We start from the raw sequence: 17,748 nt of genomic DNA, 5'->3' as shown, positions 1-17,748 counted from the left end.
GCCTTCCGCGCTGTGGAGCTGATCGTCGGTGCATCGATGCCGTGTCCCGCGCGGTAGCCGGTGGTGCGGCATGAGATTGCATCGACTCGAGCTGGTCGCCTTCGGTCCGTTCGCCGACAGCACCGTCGTCGACTTCGACGCGCTCGGTGCCGACGGGTTGTTCCTGCTGCACGGGCATACCGGCGCGGGCAAGACCACCGTGCTCGACGCGATCGCGTTCGCGCTGTACGGCCGCGTGCCCGGCGCACGGGGCGACAGCAAGCGACTGCACTCCGATCACGCCGACCCGCAGACACCGCCGCTCGTCACCCTGGAAGCCACCCTGGGTGGCAGGCGTCTTCGCCTCACCCGGAGCCCGGCTTTCGAACGGCCGAGCCGGGATGGCACCAAGACCAGGGAGATCCAGGCCAAGGGCACCCTAGAATGGCTCGACGGCTCGGGCGAGAATCTGTCCAGGCTCACCGATATCGGCGACGAGGTGCTGCGACTGCTCGGCATGAGCGCCGACCAGTTCTTCCAGGTGGTGCTCCTCCCGCAGGGCGACTTCGCCCGATTCCTGCGCGCCGAGAACGAAGACCGCGAGAAGCTGCTCGAAAAGCTCTTCGACACCCAGCGATTCGGCACCGCCGAACAGTGGCTCGCGGATCGTCGTCGTGCGGCCGCGGCCGACCTCGACTCGCGCAAGCAGGGCATCGACCGGCTCATCACGAAGGTCGGGATGGCCGCCGGATACAGCGGTTCGGAGTCGGTCGGCGTTCTCGACGCGGTCAGCTGGTCGCAAGATCTGCTGGCGGTCGCACGCACCGTGCTGGCCGAAGCCAACGCGAATGCCGAACTGCGACACAAGGAATCGGCCGAAGCTCGCGCCGAGGCCGAGGAGCAGCGCCGCATCGCCGGACTCCACGCCCGGATGGCAGCTGCCCGCACGGAACTGGCGGCCTACGCCGCGACCGCTCCCGGCCGCGCCGAGCTGGAACACGAACTGGAACAAGCGCGTCGGGCCGAGCCGGTGGTGCACGCCATCGACGAGGCGCGTTCGGCGGTCCGTGCGCTGCGCTGCGCCGAGTCGTCGGCCCGAACTGTCGCCGGTGAGCTGGCCGTCCAGCTGGGTGCCGAGGCGGCTGCCGACATCGCGGGTATCGACTTGCTGACGGTCGTTCTCGACGAGCCGGCCGATGCCGCTGTGCGCCTTGATGTCTCGGCCGACGCGTCGGATGGACGGCCCGCGCAATCAGGTCCAGGCGCCAGGCAGCCCAGCCGATCAGTCGCCCCAGGAGGCTCAACCGACGCGGACGATGCGCAGTCTGCACGTCGATCGGTGCCGGGTGCCGGGTGGGCTGTCGACCCCCTCCGTGTTCGGGATGTCGAGGGCGATCTCGATGGCGCGGTCAGCCAGTGGAATGCCCTTCTCGGTGTGCTCGGTGAGGTGCGGGCCGATGCCGAGACTGCCCATCAGCTCACCGCCGACCTCGCCGCGCACGAGTCCGAAGCGGCTCGCCTGACCGAGCGGGCGACCGCGCTGGCTCGGCGCCGCGTCGAGTTGCCCGCCGTGATCGCCGGGGCGGGGGAGCAGTTGCGGGAGGCGACCGATGCGGCCGCCGCCCTGCCCGGTTTGCGCACCGAACTCGGCAAGTGGCAGGAATCCGCAGCCGCCGCCGTCGAATTGGCCAAGCAGCGACCGGCTTTGGATCGGGCGCAGGCCGAGTTCGATACCGCGCGGCGGACCCATCTCGATGCCAGGGAGCGCGTGCTCGACCTGCGCTCGCGCCGACTGGCGGGCATGGCCGCCGAACTCGCGGGCGCGCTGGCCGTCGGCGCACCGTGCGCGGTGTGCGGGTCCGCCGAGCACCCCGACCCCGCGCGCCCGACCGACGACGCGGTGTCCAAGGACGCCGAGGATGCCGCCACCGCTGCCGAGCAGGCGGCCGAAGCGGCCCGCGACCGGATCGCCGAGCGCATCGGCGTCATCGAACGCGAGATCGAGGCGCTGACCGCCCGCGGCGGCGACGCCGACCCGGTCACCCTGGCCGATGCCGTCCGCACCGCCACCCACCGCTTCGACGACGCGGCCGACACCGCCGACCGCGTCCCCGCCCTCACGACCCGCCTCGACACCCTGCGCGCCGAGGAAACCGCCCTGCACGAGCAGTCCCGCGACCTCGATGCCCGCCTCGGCACGGTCACCGCCACCATCGCCGCCACCCGCATCCGACTCGACGAACTCACCCTCCGCCTGCGCACCGCCGCGGGCGCCGACGACTCCGTCGACACCCGCACCACCCGCCTCGAAGCCCTCATCACGGCCACCACCGCCTTGCGCGCTGCCCGCCTCGAGGAATCCACCGCCCGCGACGCCGTCCGGCAGATCGCCACCCGCGTCGAAAACCTCGCCCGTGCAGCCGGTTTCGTGCCCGAAGGATTCGAGGAAGCCGACCTCTCGGGGAATGCCCAAGCCGCGCCCGCCGAGGCGAAACCGGATGCTCCCGTGGCCGACGACGGCACCGGAGCACCCGCCGTATCGGCGGTCGACATGCCCACGCTGTTCGACCTTTTCGACGACCTGGTCGACGACGAACCCGAGCCGGAGACCGAACCGGCACCGCCACGCGACGACGTCGCCGTCCTCACCGCCTACGCCCAGGTCGTCACCGCCGTCGCCCGCACCGCGCAGCAACAGTCGGCCATCGAAGCCGAACTCGTCGCCGCCGACCGGGCCCGCGCCCATGCCGACGCGGTGCTCGCCGAACCGCAGATCCAGGCGGTCGCCGAACAGGTTCCCGGCGACCTGACCGCGCTGGAACAGCGCTTCGCCGAAGCCCAGAGCGCACTCACCGCAGCGGTCGCCACGCAGTCGGCGGCGGCGGAGCGGGTCGCGCAGCTGGAACAGCTCGGTACCCAGCTGTGGGGCGAGGTCGAGCGGATCGCGCCCAAGCAGCGCGACTTCGACGAACTGGCGACGCTGGCCGAGGTGGTCGCGGGGCGTGGCGAGAACAATCGACGGATGTCGTTGCGCTCCTATGTGCTTGCCGCTCGCCTCGAGGAAGTCGCGGTGGCGGGATCACTGCGACTCCGTCGGATGTCCGGTGGCCGCTATGAATTCGTCCACTCCGACAAGGCGGGACCGCGCGGCAAACGCGGTGGCCTCGGTCTCGACGTCCGCGACGACTACACCGGCGCCATCCGCTCCGCGAAGACCCTGTCCGGCGGCGAAACCTTCATGGCCTCACTGGCTCTCGCCCTGGGCCTGGCCGATGTGGTCGCCGCCGAATCGGGCGGTCTCGTCCTGGACACGCTGTTCATCGACGAGGGATTCGGCAGCCTGGACGCCGACACCCTCGACGCGGTGATGGGCGTCCTCGACGAACTACGCGCGGGTGGTCGCGTCGTCGGCGTCGTCAGCCACGTCGACGAGATGCGGCAGCGGATTCCCAGCAGGCTCCACGTCGTCCGTGGCCGCTCCGGTTCCCGGCTGGAGGCCACCGTCGCCTGAACCGGTGTCCCGCAGCATCGCGACGGCGAGCGCCGAGCCGGCCGCCGCCAGCGCGGCCGCGGCGAGGAACGCCATGGCCAGCCCCGTTCGATAGGCGATCTCGGGTCCGGCCGCCGACGATTCGGTCACCTTCTGGGCCAGCAGCAACAGCGCCGTGACACCGATCCCGGACCCGATCCGGCCCGCCGTGTTCACGATCCCGGCAGCGGTGCCCGCCTCCTTCGGCCCGACCGCGGTGACGGCGGGTTGGGTGACCCCGACGAACGCCGCGGGCAGTCCGATGCCGAGCAGAATCGCCCCCGGCAGCACATCGACGACGTAGCCCGCGTGCTCGGGCATCCGGGCGAACAGCAGCATGGCCAGCGCCTGCAGCCCGAGTCCCGCCGCGAGCACCCATCGCGCGCCGAACCGGTCGAGCATCGCGGGCAGGACCGTGCGCGACACGATGATGTTCACCACCGCGACCGGCAGCACCGCGAGCCCGGACAGGGTAGGGCTGTAGTGCTGCGTGTGCTGCAGATACAGGGCGAGCAGCGCGAACACCGGGACATGCGCGGCCCCGACCAGGAAGTTGACGACCGCGGACCCGCTCACCTGCCGCACGCCGAACATCGACAGCGGCATCAACGGATGCGGACTCCGCAACTGGACCAGCACGAACACCATCAGCAGCAGCAAGCCCGCGCCGAGCAGGGCGATCGGACGCGCACCCTGATCAGGAGCGCCCAGTGCGCCGATGCCGTAGCCGATGAGCAGCAACGACAGCGTGCCGGTGACCGCGCCGGGCAGGTCGAGCTGCCGTAGGGCCGCTCCGGCAGGCTGAGTGTCGGTGGGCAGCAGCCGGATTCCGGCGAGCGCGAGCACCCCGACGGGCACATTGATCAGGAAGATCGACGGCCACCCGAAGACATCGGTGAGTGGTCCGCCGAGCGCGGTACCGAGAGCGGCGCCCGCCGCGCCCATCGCACTCCACGTCCCGAACGCGCGGTTGCGCGCGGCCGGCGTGGTGAAAACGGCGGTGAGCAGCGCGAGCTGGGCCGGAATGAGCAGCGCGGCGCCGACCCCCTGCGCGGCGCGGGCGCCGATGAGTACCGCCGCCGACGGCGCCAGCCCGGCCAGGCCGGAGGCCAGCGTGAACAAGCCGAGCCCGAGCGCGAACATGCGGCGCGCGCCGATCAGATCGGTGGTGCGGCCGCCGAGCAGCAGGCAGCCGCCGAAGGCGAGCAGATAGGCGTTGGTCACCCAGCCCAGCCCGGACTCGGTCAGGCCGAGCTCGGCGCCGATGGTCGGCAGCGCCACATTGAGCACCGTCGTGTCGAGGAAGACGACGAGTTCGACAGCGGTGATGAGCAGCAGGATCAACCGCTCGCGCGGTGACGGAAGGGAACCGGACATGACCGAACCTTTCACTAGAGTAGTGCTCTAGCGAGAATGTCACTGGAGTTGAGCTCTAGTCAAGTAGGATCGGGGCATGACGGAACGCACCGCCGGGGTTCGTGCGGCCAAGACCATCGCCAACCGGGCCAGGATGCTCAGCGCGGCCAAGGAGTTGTTCATCGACCGCGGGTACGCGGCCACCACGATGAAAGCCATCGCCGAGCGGGCGGGCATGGCGGTGCAGACGCTGTATTTCACCTTCGCGAACAAGCGCGCGATCCTGCTCGAGTTGCTCGACACCGAGATCGCGGGCGACGCCGAACCGGTCGCGACGATGGACCGCCCGTGGTTCGCCGAGGCGGTCGCCGCGCCGCCGGCCGAGCAGATCCGGCTGCAGGTGGCCGCGGCGGCGCAGATCCACGCCAGGGTGGCGGCCATGCTCGAGGTGGTGCGCTCCGCCGCCGCCACCGATCCGGAACTGGCCGAGATCTGGCAGACCAATCTCGCGCAGCGGCTGACGGTACAGCGGCGACTCGTGGCCGAGCTGTCGGCGAAAACCAGTTTGCGCGACGGTGTTTCGGTGGATAGAGGCGCCGATATCGCGCTCGCCCTCACCGCGCCGGAGACCTACCGGCTACTGGTCGGCGAGCGGGGCTGGTCGGCGCAGGACTGGCAGGAATGGGTCACCGGCGCGCTGACCGACCAGCTGCTCGGCTCGTGAGGGCGGGGCTCACGCGGCGACGGGCTGCGGTTGCGGCTTCGCGGCGAATCCGGGCAACCACCCGTCGACGTACGGAATCATGACCTGGATCAGCGGCCCGATGCCGAAGGCGTAGACCAGGGTGCCGATCCCGACGCTGCCGCCGAGCAGCCAGCCGGTGATCAGTACCGAGGCCTCGATGCCGGTGCGGACGGACCAGACCGGCCAGCCGGTGCGGGCGACCAGTCCAGTCATCAGTCCATCGCGGGGCCCCGGACCCATGCCGGCGCCGATGTAGAGCACGGTCGCGGCGGCGTTCACGATCACCGCGACGACCATCGCCACCACCCGGACCCACAGGGCCTCGGCCGCCGGGATCAGCCACAGCCCCGCGTCGACCGCGATCGCGATCACGACCACATTGCTGACCGTCCCGAGCCCCGGCTTCTGCCGCAACGGAATCCAGGCGAGCAGCACGACGAGGCCGGTCACCGCGGTCACCGCGCCGAAACTCAGCGGCACGTGCGCGGCGACACCCTGATGGAAGACGTCCCACGGATCCAGCCCGAGCCCGGCCCGGATCATCACCGCCATCGACGTCCCGTACAACCACAGACCGGTGTAGAGCGCGATCAGGCGACGAGTGAGCATGCGTACCAGCATCCGGTCCTACTGGACCTCATGAAAGAGCCAATCACGAGATACTGGACTTATCCATTGCGACGATTCGGCAATCCAGCGGCCGGAGCACAAACCACCGCCGCGCATCGAGCCCGCTACCGATGCGCAGGCACGTCAGCCGCGGACCCGCGAGCCTCGTGCGCGAGCAACCACCGCTTCGCATCGAGCCCCCAGCGGAACCCGCCCAGCTGACCACCGATCCGCAACACCCGGTGGCACGGCACGAACAGCGCCGCCGCATTACGCGCACACGCGTTCGCGGCGGCCCGGGTCGCGGCAGGCCGACCGGACAGCCCTGCGAACTCGGTGTAGGTGACCGGCTCACCCGCAGGCACCTTGCGCAGGATTTCCCATGCGTGGGTGAGGAATTCACCCGAGTGCTGGCGCACGGCGATCGCATCGATCGCGGTCAGATCGCCGTCGTGATAGTCGGTCACCGCCTGGGTGACCTCGCCGAGGGAATCCCGCAGCCGCAGTTCGGTGGGACGCAGCGAGGAGTGGACGACGCGAGCCAGCTCGGTCGGATCGCCGGTCCAGCCCGAGGCGAGCACCGCGCCGTCGGTGTCGACGATGGCCGTGAACGGCCCGATCGGCGTGGGTACCGTCGCGACGTCGGCGAGGCGAGTGATGGTGGCAGTCATGATGTTTCGCTTCCAGTCGAAGGTTCACGCGTGGACGAGCACGGCGCCGCGATGCGCGAGCGCCCGCTTCCACAGGTGCATGGACAGGTAGGAACGCCACGGCGCCCACCTGGTGGTGTTGTCGAGTGCGATGCCGGCCAGGGTCGCGCCCTGGCGGACCACCAGGTCGGTGCCGAGCAGGATGTCCGGATCGGCGAGCAGTCGCATGGTCACGTAGTCGGCGGTCCACGGCCCGACTCCGTCGAGCGCGAGCAGATCGCGGCGCAGGTCGGCCGCGGTGCGGCCGGTGTGCAGGGCCAGTTCCCCGTCGGCAATGGCCCGCGCGGCCGCGACGACGGCGGCGATGCGTCGCGCCGGTCCGGTGAGCACCTCGGCGCCGCGCTCGGCGATCGCCGACGGCGTCGGGAACAGCTGGGGCACCGCCCCGTCGATCCGCTCGCCGAGCGCCGCCACCAACCGCGCGGTGTGCGTGGCCGCCGCCTGCACGGAGATCTGCTGACCGATCATGGTGCGCAGCAACAACTCCGGCCCGTCGAGGCAGCCGGGAACGCGGATGCCCGGCGTGAACCCGGCCGGGGCCGGATCGCTGATTCCCAGCGCATCGTCGATGCCCTGCGGATCGGCATCCAGGTCGAGCAGATGACGTACCCGCGCCACCGTCGGCGCGAGATCACGCATGTCCCGCAGCGCGAGCTCGGCCCGCACATGTCCCGGCTGGAACGACAGCCGGATCGTCGCGTGCCCGTGCGGTTTGCGCAGGCTGCGCGTGTAGACGCCGTCCTCCCACACCTCCATGCCCGGCACGGTGTGCGCCGACAGGAACCAGGCCAGCCAGCCGGTGTCGAGCGGCTCCCGATACGGCAGCCGCAAGGTCAGCAGGCCGGGGGTGGCAGGGGCGACGACGTCCGAGCGCGGGGAACGGCGCGATTCGGTCCGCATGGTCGTGGGGCTCACCGCGAAGACCTCGCGCACGGTGTCGTTGAACTGGCGGATACTCGCGAACCCGGCCGCGAAGGCGATGTCGGACATCGGCATCTCGGTGGTCTGGATGAGCAGCCGCGCGGTGTGCGCGCGATGTGCCCTGGCCAGCGCGAGCGGACCCGCGCCGAGCTCGGTGGTGAGCACCCGGGTGAGCTGACGCTGCGAATAGCCCAGGGTCGCGGCCAGCGCCGGAACACCACCCCGCTCGATCACCCCGTCCCCGATCAACCGCATGGCCCGTGCGGCCAGGTCGGCCCGCACATTCCACAGCGGCGACCCGGGCGCGGCATCCGGCAGGCACCGGCGGCAGGCGCGATACCCGGCCTGCTGAGCCGCCGCCGCGGTCGGTAAGAACGAGACGTTGGCGCGCTTGGGAGTGATCGCCGGGCAGGAGGGCCTGCAGTAGATACCGGTCGTGCGCACCGCAGTGAAGAACTGCCCGTCGAAGCGGGAGTCCCGGGTCGACACCGCTCGGTAGCAGCGCTCGAAGTCCATCGCCGTGATCGTCACGGGTTCCACAATGCCCGCATCCACAGCGGGGTGCTAGCGGGAATCGGCCACTTATCCCGGGGTCGTCCGGTTGGCATTGCCGCTCCCGAACAGACGCGGAGAATCAGTGTCAGCAGCAGCGAGTGGTCGGATTCCGCTCGGCTTCGTCGTATCGGTCGCGCCAGTACTGGCGCTCGCTCGGCACCGGGCACCCGGGGTGGGTGCGTCGCAGATGGTCGACGTAGCGCTGATAGTCCTGGCCGCCGTTGATCGCGCTGTACCACCGGGCGACCCCGCGCACGCCGCCCCACAGCCGGGTCAGCAGCGCGCGGGCATCGGGCCGGGACGCCGGGGAGCGGACGGCCGATCCGATGAACCGGCCGTCCGCATCCCGCGACGCACTCACGACACGTGCGCCGATCCGGGCGCTGTCACCTTGCCCTCGGCGATCAGCACGTCCCACTCCTTCTGCACGTCCTTCTCCGCGGCGGTCGTGACGAAACCGCTGGGCGCGAAGATCTTCGACGGCTGCTCCTCGGACTCGGTGCTCGACACCGTGCCCGTGCGGATCGCCCGCGCGCACACGATCGCGCCGACCACGGTGACGATCAGCACCAGCACCGCGAACACGATCGAGAGCGTGCCCTGGATGAAGGTGTTGCGGATCGCGATGTCGACCTGCTCGGGTGTCTTCGCCGTCAGACAGCCCTTGCCCGCTTCCTTGGCGGCCTGGCACAGGCTGTGCTGCTTCCAGTAGCCGAGCTTGGGATCTTCGGAGAAGATCTTCTGCCACGACGCGGTCATCGTGACGAGCAGATCCCAGGCCAGCGGGACACCGGGAATCCAGGCCCACTTCCACTGGCCGCGCTTGACGATGATGGTCAGCACGATGGTCAGCGCGATCGCGGCGAGCAGCTGGTTGGCGATGCCGAACAGCGGATACAGCGCGTTGATGCCGCCGAACGGATCGTTGACACCCATCAGCAGCACACCGCCCCAGCCCGCGACGACCAGCAGCGAGCACAGCCACGCGCCGACCCGCCACGACGGATCACGGAACTTCGTGAACCCGCCGCCGAAGTTGCTCAGCGCGTCCGAGACCAGGAACCGCGCGACCCGGGTACCCGCGTCGATCGTGGTGAGGATGAACAGCGCCTCGAACATGATCGCGAAGTGGTACCAGAACGCCTTCATCGACTCGCCGCCGAGGAACTTGTGGAAGACCTCGGAGATGCCGACCGCCAGGGTGGGGGCGCCACCGGTGCGCGAGATGATCGAGTTCTCACCCACGTCGGAGGCCGCGTCGGCGAACAGCTCGGGCGTCGCGGGCGGGCCGGACAGGCCGAGCGTATTCGTGTAGGCCGCAGCCTTTTCCGGGGTGCCGCCGGTGAGACCGAGCGGCGCGTTCATGCCGAAGTACAGGTGCTGATCGATGATCGAGGCCGTGATGATCGCCATCACCGCGACGAACGACTCCATCAGCATGCCGCCGTAGCCGATCATCCTGGCATTGGATTCCTTGGCCAGCAGTTTGGGCGTGGTGCCCGAGGAAACCAGCGCGTGGAAGCCCGACAGCGCACCACAGGCGATGGTGATGAACAGGAACGGGAACAGACTGCCAGCGAAGGCGGGACCCGTTCCGGAATGCGCGAATTCGGAGACCGCGGGCGCCTTCAGCACCGGCATGGTGATCAGGATGCCCGCTGCCAGCAGCACGATGGTGCCGACCTTCATGAACGTCGACAGGTAGTCGCGCGGGGCCAGCAGCAACCACACCGGCAGTACCGAGGCGAAGAAGCCGTAGGCGATCAGGCACCAGGCGATGGTGGTGCGCGAGAGGGTGAACCAGTCGGCGCCCCACTCGGTTTCCGACACCCAGCCGCCGCCGACGATCGCCGCCAGCAGCAGCACGATGCCGATCGCGGAGACTTCGCCGACCTTGCCTGGGCGCAGGAACCGCAGGTACACGCCCATGAACAGGGCGATCGGGATGGTCATCGCGATGGAGAACACGCCCCACGGGCTCTCGCCCAACGCGTTGACCACGACCAGCGCCAGCACCGCGAGCAGGATCGTCATGATGGCCAGGATCGCCACGATCGCGGCGACACCGCCGACCGCGCCCAGCTCGTCGCGGGCCATCTGCCCGAGGCTGCGGCCGCGCCTGCGCGTGGATGCCCACAGCACCAGGTAGTCCTGCACCGCGCCGGCGAACACGACGCCGACCACGATCCAGATCGTGCCGGGCAGATAACCCATCTGCGCGGCGAGCACCGGGCCGACCAGCGGTCCGGCGCCGGCGATGGCGGCGAAGTGGTGACCGTAGAGCACCCGCCGGTCCATCGGCATGAAATCTTTGCCGTTGTCGTAGATCTCGGCGGGCGTGGCGACGTCGTCGCGCGGCTTGGTGATCTTCCATTCGATGAACCGCGCGTAGAACCGGAACGCGATGATGTAGGTACAGACCGCCGCGATGACGATCCACACCGCGTTGACGGACTCGCCGCGAACGAACGCGAGGATCGTCCACGCGATGGCGCCGAGTACGGCGATCCCCGCGAACACGGCCTTCTTGGCGGGCGTGATCGGCGTGCGATCGACGACACCGACCGGAGGTAAGTCCGGATCGGTCCGCAGATATTCGATGGTCGCCATCAGTCAACTCTCCTGGTATAACGCGCAGAGCCTTGGGTGAAACATCGACAACGTAGCCGATCGGCCCAGCACGCCGGACAGGATCACTCACCGTCGCGGCCAAGATGAAATTTTGTTCAGCTGGTCATTCGCCGCGGTAGGTTCCGAAGCTCCAGAGGTTGCCTTCGGGGTCGGCGGCGCTGAAACCGCGGGAGCCGTAGTCCTCGTCGCGCAGGCCGCGGATGATGCGGGCGCCCGCCGCGGTCGCGCGGTCGTGCAGGGCATCGGGTTCGTCGGTGACCAGGTAGAGCGAGGCGACGCCGGCCGGGCGGGAGCCGAAAGGGCTGTCGTCGCGGCCGGTGGAGCCGAACATGATGCCCCCGCCCGCGGGCCAGCGCAGTTCGCCGTGTTCGACGACCGACGCGTCGTCTTCTCTGGCGTAGACCGCCGCGACTTCGAAACCGAAGGCGGTGGTGAGGAATTCGATCATGGCGCGAGCGTCGTCGAAGGCGAGGCAGGGCCACACGGTGGTCTGGGTGTTGGTTGAGGTGTCCATGTCTTCAGCCTTCCGCTGCGGGGGCGTTCGGGTCTTGGACGGATGGAATCTCCTCGGCCAGCCAGGTCGTCGGGGCGCAGCCGGCGAGCTCGGTGAAGTCGCGGTTCAGGTGCGCCTGGTCGTAGTAGCCGCAGGCGGCGGCGACCTGGGCGATGGAGACATACGACGGTGTGTTCGCCAGCATCCGCCGCGCCCGTTCGAAACGGATGATCCGCGCCGCCAGTTTCGGGCTCGCGCCGAACTCGGCGGTGAACTTGCGCGTCAGATGCTGGCGGCTCCAGCCGATCCGTGCGGCCAGCGGCGTGATCTCGCAGGTGCCGCCGGTGCCGACCAGCGTGCGCCAGGCCCAGGTGAGTTCGGGGCCTGCCAGGGCTTCGGAGCGCGCGGCCGCGGTCAGCGCGCGATCGCAGGCGGCGAAGCGGCCCGGCCAATCCGGTTGCGACTGCACGGCATCGGCGAGCTGATCGCCCAACGGTCCACTCGCGTCAGCGCATTCGATCGACACGTCCCACAGTTCGCTCGCCGGCATCCCGAACAGGACCCGGCTGCCCAGCGGAGTCAGCTCGATCGCGACGCCTTCCTGGAAACCGGTGTGCGCGATCATCGCCGGGGTCGCCTGCAAGCCGCTCAGCACGCAGCGGTAGTTGCCGGGAGCCTGGTGCGGGTCGGTCTGCTCGACGACGTCGATCGTGGGGCCGATGGCGACGATGAAGGTCATGTGCCGTGAGGGCAGGCCCCGGTGCAGGCCGGGTTCGAATCCCGCGAGCCGGTAACCGATGTAGCGATCGATGAACGCCGCGAGGATCGGCGCGGGGGCCGCGGTCACCACCTCCGTGGTCGCCTCCATACGGTCACGCTACGCCGGAGACGGCCGCGGCGACCAGGGCTTCGAGGGCGGGGCGAGGATCAGGAGCACATGTGTGCGGTGACTACAGCATCGACCGCCGGGCCGGCGGGCAGCAGGATCGGCGCCACGGCGCGGAGGGGCGCCGACTACCTGACCGGCAGCAGCTCGGATGCCGGGCGATCGGCGGGTGCCGGTGTGGCGTGACGCACGCGTCAGGGGTGCCTGCGCCGGGTAATCATCCTGTGAAGGTGCTCTCCGCGCCCGTTGCGCGGCGGTGAGATTTAGCACTCACAGGTCCGTGAGCTGTGGTTACGCGCACTCGTCCGGTTACCGTTGCGCCTTCGCCCAATCTCAGGAGGTGTCATGCGGCGAGTTCGGTACGAGCGCAGCGGTGGTCCGGAGGTGCTCGAGGTCGTCGCGGCCGAGGTGCCGGTGGCCGGTCCCGGTGAGCTGCTGGTCCGGGTCGAGGCGATCGGGGTCACCCTGTCGGCGATCCGGCGGATCAGCGGCCCGCAGCAGTTGCGGGCCGAGGTGGCCGGTGAGGTCGTCGCGGTCGGTGACGGTGTGGACGGATACGCCCCCGGGTACCGCGTCGTCGGCCTGTGCGCCGACGCCTACGCCGAATACGTCGTGCTGCCCGCCGATCAGGCGTCCGCGATTCCCGACGGCGCCTCCGCGGTCGACGCGGTCGCGTTGATGCGCAGCGGTCTGGTCGCGCTCGGCGCGCTCGACACCGCGGCGCCGCGCGAGGGCGAGACCGCCCTGATCACCGCCGCCGCCGGTGGTGTCGGCCACCTGGCCGTGCAGCTGGCCAGGGTCCGCGGTGCGGGCTGGGTCGTCGCCGCGGTGTCCGACGAGGCCAAGGGCGATTTCGTGCGTGGACTCGGTGCCGACGAGGTCGTCACCTACGACCAGTTGCAGGCCGCCAAGCAGGCCGATTTCGCCCTGGACGGCGTCGGCGGCGCCGGGCTGGGCGCCGCGCTCGGCGCACTCGCCGAGGGCGGACGGGTCGTCACCTACGGCACCGGCGGCGGACTCATCGACACCGAGGACCTGCTGGCGGGCGGCAAGACACTGTCCGGTTTCCGCATCGGCCGCCTCGCCCAGCGCGACCCCGCCCGCTACGAGGACCTGCGCCAGGAGGTGTGGCAGTTCTACGCCTCCGGCCTGCTGCACCCCGTCGTGCACGCCGAGTTCGCCCTCGACGACGCCGCCGCCGCGCACGCGGTCATCGAGCAGCGCGCCAACCTGGGCAAGGTCGTCCTGGTTCCCTGATCGTGTCGAACCGCTCCGGCCAGGGAGCGGGGTCGGGTGGCCGTCATCGCCGGGCGAGGGCCGTCAGATGACCTTCGCCGACGATGTGGTTTCGCATGGTGAAGGTGACCAGCGCGGGCGGAGTCGTCGGCGGCAGACCCAAACTGGGTGTATCGAGGGCCAGGACGCTGACCCGGTAGTGGTGGTCCGGATCGCCGATCGGCGGGCAGGGGCCCAGATAGCCGGTGACGCCCGCGGTGTTGGTGCCCGCGACGGCGCCGACCGGTGCCGGGTCCGTCACGCTGGACGTGGTGGCCGGGATATCCCAGGTCAACCAGTGCCAGAAGCCGGAGCCGGTGGGGGCGTCGGGGTCGAACATGGTCAGTGCGAAGCTTTTCGCCGTCGGCGGTGCGCCCGACCAGGCGATAGTGGGGGCCTGGTCGGCGCCGGTGCAGCCGAGCGTCGCGGCGAAGCCTGCGGCGGGGAAGACCGAGCCGTCGGGCAGATCGGGACTGGTGACGGTGAACGTGGGGGTCCCGGGCGGAATGTAGGACCGCACCTCGGTCGGCGCCGACGCGTCCGCCGTTTGTGCTGCCTGCGGGTTCGCGTTGCCGCAGGCGGTCGTGAACAGCGCGACGGCGGGCAGTGCGATGCTCGCCAGGGTGCGGGCGATGGTCATGATCGGCTCCTTCGATACGTGGTGTTGTCGCGGACCACGTTCGCGCGGTCAGGAGCCGGCGGGGAGATCGTGTCGAGCCTGGTATGCCCGATGCCACGCTGATTCGCGATCGACTCGGTGCCGGGTGATGATCGAACCCATGAGTACCGCGCAACGGAGCAGCGAGCTGGGTGCATTCCTGCGCGCCGCACGTGAACGGAGGAGTCCGCAAGCGGCCGGCCTGCCCGAGACCAGCCGTCGTCGCACTCCTGGCCTGCGACGCCAGGAGGTCGCGCAGCTGGCGGCGGTCAGCGTCGACTGGTACATCCGGTTGGAGCAGGGCCGGGCTGGGACTCCTGGATCGGGTGTCCTGGACGGGCTCGCGGACGCACTGGGGCTTGCGCAGGCCGAGCGAACACACCTGCACCTGCTCGCGCGTGGCGAGGCGCCGCCCGTCGCCCACACTCCGGGGCCGGTACGGGCGTCGCTGCGCCTGATTCTGGACAGCTTGCCGTGGCCCGGCTACCTCATGGACCACCGCTTCGAGGTGCTCGCGTGCAACGACGCCGCGGCGGCACTGTTCGGCGACGGCTTCGGTACCGGCGCCGCGGCCAACAGTGCCCGCATGATCTTTCTGGATCCAGAAGTCCGCGCCCTGCAATTGAACTGGGAACAGGTCGCGCGCGAGACCGTCGGGCACCTCCGGCGCAATCGCACGCGCTACCCCGACGACCATGAACTGGACCGCCTCGTCGATGAACTGCGATGCGGCAGTGTCGAATTCGCTGCCTGGTGGGACGACCACACGGTTCGGGAACGCAGCTTCGGCACCAAAGTGATCCGTCATCGGGAGGTCGGGGACATCCCCGTCGCCTACGACATGCTGGCCGCACCGGACGGTACCGGTCAGGTGCTCGTGGTGGTGACTCCCGTCGGTCCCGCCGCGGCTCGCGCTCTGCACACCCTCGTCATTGCCCGCGCGGATCGTCTGGGCGCCACCAGGCTGCGCGCCGTCACCGCGTGAGGGCGCCACTTCCAGGCGCCTGCGGTGAACGAACGGAGCGCCGACCTGGGCGAGGTCGTGCCCGCGCGGGGGAGCCGGGGCGGGTTCCGGTGGGCCGGTCGCGGTGCGCACCGCGTAGAATCTGCTCCTCGTGAGCCTCACCCTCGGAATCGTCGGCCTGCCCAACGTCGGAAAGTCGACGCTGTTCAACGCGCTGACCAAGAACGACGTGCTGGCCGCGAACTACCCGTTCGCGACCATCGAGCCCAACGTCGGCGTGGTCCCGCTGCCGGACCCGCGCCTGAACAAGCTGGCCGAGATCTTCGGTTCCGAGAAGATCGTGCCCGCCGTCGTGTCGTTCGTCGACATCGCCGGCATCGTGAAGGGCGCCTCCGAGGGCGCGGGCCTCGGCAACAAGTTCCTGGCCAACATCCGTGAGGCCGACGCCATCTGCCAGGTGGTGCGCGTGTTCGCCGACGACGACGTGGTGCACGTCGACGGTCGCGTGGACGCCGCCGCCGACATCGAGGTCATCGAGACCGAGCTGATCCTGGCCGACCTGCAGACCCTCGAGAAGGCCATCCCGCGCCTCGAGAAGGAAGCCAAGGTCAAGAAGGACCGCAAGCCCCTGCTCGACGCCGCCAAGACCGCGCAGGAATTCCTCGACGCGGGCACCACCCTGTTCGCCGCGGGCAAGAAGATCGACGGCGAACTGCTGCGCGAGCTCTCGCTGCTCACCATCAAGCCGTTCCTCTACGTCTTCAACGCCGACGAGTCGATCCTCACCGACGAGGCCAAAGTCGCCGAACTCAAGGCCGCCGTAGCCCCCGCCGACGCCGTCTTCCTCGACGCCAAGGTCGAAGCCGAACTCCTGGAACTCGACGACGAGTCCGCCCTCGAACTCCTCGAGTCCATCGGCCAGACCGAACCCGGCCTGCACGCCCTGGCCCGCGCCGGCTTCCACACCCTCGGCCTGCAGACCTACCTCACCGCAGGCCCCAAGGAAGCCCGAGCCTGGACCATCCACCAGGGCGACACCGCCCCCAAGGCCGCCGGTGTCATCCACACCGATTTCGAACGCGGCTTCATCAAGGCCGAACTCGTCGCCTACAACGACCTGGTCGACGCGGGCTCCATGGCGGCTGCCAAGGCGGCGGGCAAGGTGCGCATGGAGGGCAAGGACTACGTCATGGCCGACGGCGACGTCGTGGAGTTCAGGTTCAACGTGTAATTCGTTGCGCCTGAGGTGAATTGAAGGAGCCCCAGGCGCATGAATTGCTTCAGAGGCGACACTGGGGCGTTCCTGATCAGGATAGCATCTACGGGTGCCAGGGGACTATGTCGCGACCGATGTGTGGGATCTGCTGTCCGAGCACAGGCTCGACCCGTTCCTCAGGGTCGCCGAGGGTGATCGCGATGCCGCTTTGGCGCTCTACGCGTGGTCCAGTCGAACAGCTGCGGTCTCGTTCGAGGTGGTCGGGCATCTCGAGGTGCTGCTACGCAACGCCCTGGACCGGGAGCTCCGGAAGTTCTTCGATGAGGCATCGATCGGGATTCCATGGTTTCTGATGCCGATTCCAGACGGTGCTGACCTGTCAGTCGCTGTGGAGACGGTTCGGACGCGCCTGCGTCCGATGAATCGTGAGTCGCGACACCAGATCGTTGCCGGTCTCAGCTTCGGATTCTGGTCGGGTCTGCTCGGTCGCAAGTACGAGCAACTCTGGCGCGACTGCCTGCACCGCGCCTTCCCGAACTCATCTGGACAGCGCAAGCAACTTGCGGCTGCAGTCGAGGGCGTTCGCAAGTTTCGAAACCGGCTGGCTCATCACGACAGCCTGCTGAACGTCGACGTCCCGTTCGAGATCCGCCGAGTCCTCGAGGTCGCCGGGTATATCGATGTGTCGGCGGCCAAGTGGCTGCAGCAGGTGAGCACGGCAATGGACCAGTACGCACAGCGCCCGATCGCAGTTTCCGACACCGCTGTTGTGGCGGCGAAGGATGCGTGGCCGTTGTATCAGAGAAGCTATGCATACGTGTGTCAGCCGGGCCGTTTCTTCCGGCCAGTGGAACGTATTGCGTTCTACGTTGACTCTCACATCCAGGTCGACATCCCGCGCATCCAGCACCGGCGCGACAACGTCGATTGGTCCTCGGGATCCGCGGATCGGTTGCGCGCCTCGGCGGATCCGATGGATCGCAAGATCGCTCGTGTGATCGACGAATCTCGTTCGGCGGGTTGGATCGATGGCTCCTATCAGGTCTTTCTTTTGACACGTGCAGGCGACCCAGTCCATCGTCGGCTCGTCAATCCTCTGCCGCACAACGGCATCGGTCGAGGCTCGGCCTTCACTCAGAGACAACGCTACGTGTCGCTGCACGCGCTCGAGACTTCGATCAGCACCTCCGAGCTTTGAACCGCTCGCTTGAAGTTGAAGTA

Annotated in this window: 14 protein-coding genes and 1 pseudogene; 6 read left to right on the top strand and 9 right to left on the bottom strand. The window is 69.3% G+C overall.

The features are described 5' to 3' along the window. The first annotated feature begins 70 nt into the window (after positions 1-70). A complete protein-coding gene (locus ACFVAV_RS01015) occupies positions 71-3,490 on the top strand; it encodes an AAA family ATPase (protein WP_379028219.1) in 3,420 nt (1,139 codons plus the stop codon). A 171-nt stretch (positions 3,491-3,661) separates the two neighbouring features. On the opposite strand, the pseudogene ACFVAV_RS01010 reads toward ACFVAV_RS01015, so the two are convergent. Next, positions 3,662-4,885 (bottom strand): annotated as a pseudogene (locus ACFVAV_RS01010) (MFS transporter); the annotation flags it as partial. A 76-nt stretch (positions 4,886-4,961) separates the two neighbouring features. Between ACFVAV_RS01010 and ACFVAV_RS01005 the strand changes: the two are divergent. Continuing rightward, entirely contained in the window at positions 4,962-5,588 is a 627-nt protein-coding gene (locus ACFVAV_RS01005) for a helix-turn-helix domain-containing protein (RefSeq protein ID WP_379028217.1), read from the top strand. Positions 5,589-5,597: 9 nt separating this feature from the next. On the opposite strand, the gene ACFVAV_RS01000 is transcribed toward ACFVAV_RS01005, so the two are convergent. From ACFVAV_RS01000 to ACFVAV_RS00970, 7 genes are all read right to left on the bottom strand, one after another. Then, positions 5,598-6,218 carry a YitT family protein gene (locus ACFVAV_RS01000; RefSeq protein ID WP_379028215.1) on the bottom strand — a complete coding sequence of 207 codons (621 nt, stop codon included), beginning with the start codon at positions 6,216-6,218 and terminating at the stop codon, positions 5,598-5,600. A 125-nt stretch (positions 6,219-6,343) separates the two neighbouring features. Continuing rightward, entirely contained in the window at positions 6,344-6,889 is a 546-nt protein-coding gene (locus ACFVAV_RS00995) for a methylated-DNA--[protein]-cysteine S-methyltransferase (RefSeq protein ID WP_379028214.1), read from the bottom strand. Between the two features lie 24 nt (positions 6,890-6,913). Then, positions 6,914-8,365 (bottom strand): DNA-3-methyladenine glycosylase 2 family protein, encoded by a 1,452-nt coding sequence (locus tag ACFVAV_RS00990; protein ID WP_379029877.1) that lies wholly within the window; start codon positions 8,363-8,365, stop codon positions 6,914-6,916. 124 nt (positions 8,366-8,489) lie between these two features. Continuing rightward, positions 8,490-8,660 (bottom strand): YbdD/YjiX family protein, encoded by a 171-nt coding sequence (locus ACFVAV_RS00985; RefSeq protein WP_189027450.1) that lies wholly within the window; start codon positions 8,658-8,660, stop codon positions 8,490-8,492. Between the two features lie 101 nt (positions 8,661-8,761). Next, positions 8,762-11,014, bottom strand: coding sequence for a carbon starvation CstA family protein (locus ACFVAV_RS00980; protein ID WP_379028212.1), 2,253 nt, complete (start codon positions 11,012-11,014; stop codon positions 8,762-8,764). Between the two features lie 124 nt (positions 11,015-11,138). Next, on the bottom strand, positions 11,139-11,549 hold the full coding sequence (locus ACFVAV_RS00975; RefSeq protein ID WP_379028210.1) for a VOC family protein: 411 nt from the start codon (positions 11,547-11,549) through the stop codon (positions 11,139-11,141). A gap of 4 nt (positions 11,550-11,553) precedes the next feature. Continuing rightward, positions 11,554-12,396, bottom strand: coding sequence for a helix-turn-helix domain-containing protein (locus ACFVAV_RS00970; RefSeq protein WP_379028208.1), 843 nt, complete (start codon positions 12,394-12,396; stop codon positions 11,554-11,556). A gap of 363 nt (positions 12,397-12,759) precedes the next feature. Between ACFVAV_RS00970 and ACFVAV_RS00965 the strand changes: the two genes are divergently transcribed. Further along, entirely contained in the window at positions 12,760-13,671 is a 912-nt protein-coding gene (locus ACFVAV_RS00965; RefSeq protein ID WP_379028206.1) for a zinc-binding alcohol dehydrogenase family protein, read from the top strand. 43 nt (positions 13,672-13,714) lie between these two features. Here ACFVAV_RS00965 and ACFVAV_RS00960 read toward each other — a convergent pair whose 3' ends face one another. Next, positions 13,715-14,329 carry a YbhB/YbcL family Raf kinase inhibitor-like protein gene (locus ACFVAV_RS00960; protein WP_379028204.1) on the bottom strand — a complete coding sequence of 205 codons (615 nt, stop codon included), beginning with the start codon at positions 14,327-14,329 and terminating at the stop codon, positions 13,715-13,717. 139 nt (positions 14,330-14,468) lie between these two features. On the opposite strand from ACFVAV_RS00960, the gene ACFVAV_RS00955 reads away from it, so the two are divergent. From ACFVAV_RS00955 to ACFVAV_RS00945, 3 genes are all read left to right on the top strand, one after another. Next, on the top strand, positions 14,469-15,332 hold the full coding sequence (locus tag ACFVAV_RS00955) for a helix-turn-helix transcriptional regulator (RefSeq protein WP_379028202.1): 864 nt from the start codon (positions 14,469-14,471) through the stop codon (positions 15,330-15,332). 130 nt (positions 15,333-15,462) lie between these two features. Then, the gene (gene ychF / locus ACFVAV_RS00950; RefSeq protein WP_379028200.1) at positions 15,463-16,542 is read left to right on the top strand and encodes a redox-regulated ATPase YchF; all 1,080 of its coding nucleotides are present in this window, start codon (positions 15,463-15,465) and stop codon (positions 16,540-16,542) included. A gap of 94 nt (positions 16,543-16,636) precedes the next feature. Then, on the top strand, positions 16,637-17,725 hold the full coding sequence (locus tag ACFVAV_RS00945; RefSeq protein WP_379028198.1) for a hypothetical protein: 1,089 nt from the start codon (positions 16,637-16,639) through the stop codon (positions 17,723-17,725). Positions 17,726-17,748 lie beyond the last annotated feature (23 nt).

This window comes from Nocardia sp. NPDC057663, assembly GCF_042799895.1.
Classification (GTDB): Bacteria; Actinomycetota; Actinomycetes; order Mycobacteriales; family Mycobacteriaceae; genus Nocardia.
This window is presented reverse-complemented; position numbering and strand designations above follow the sequence as displayed.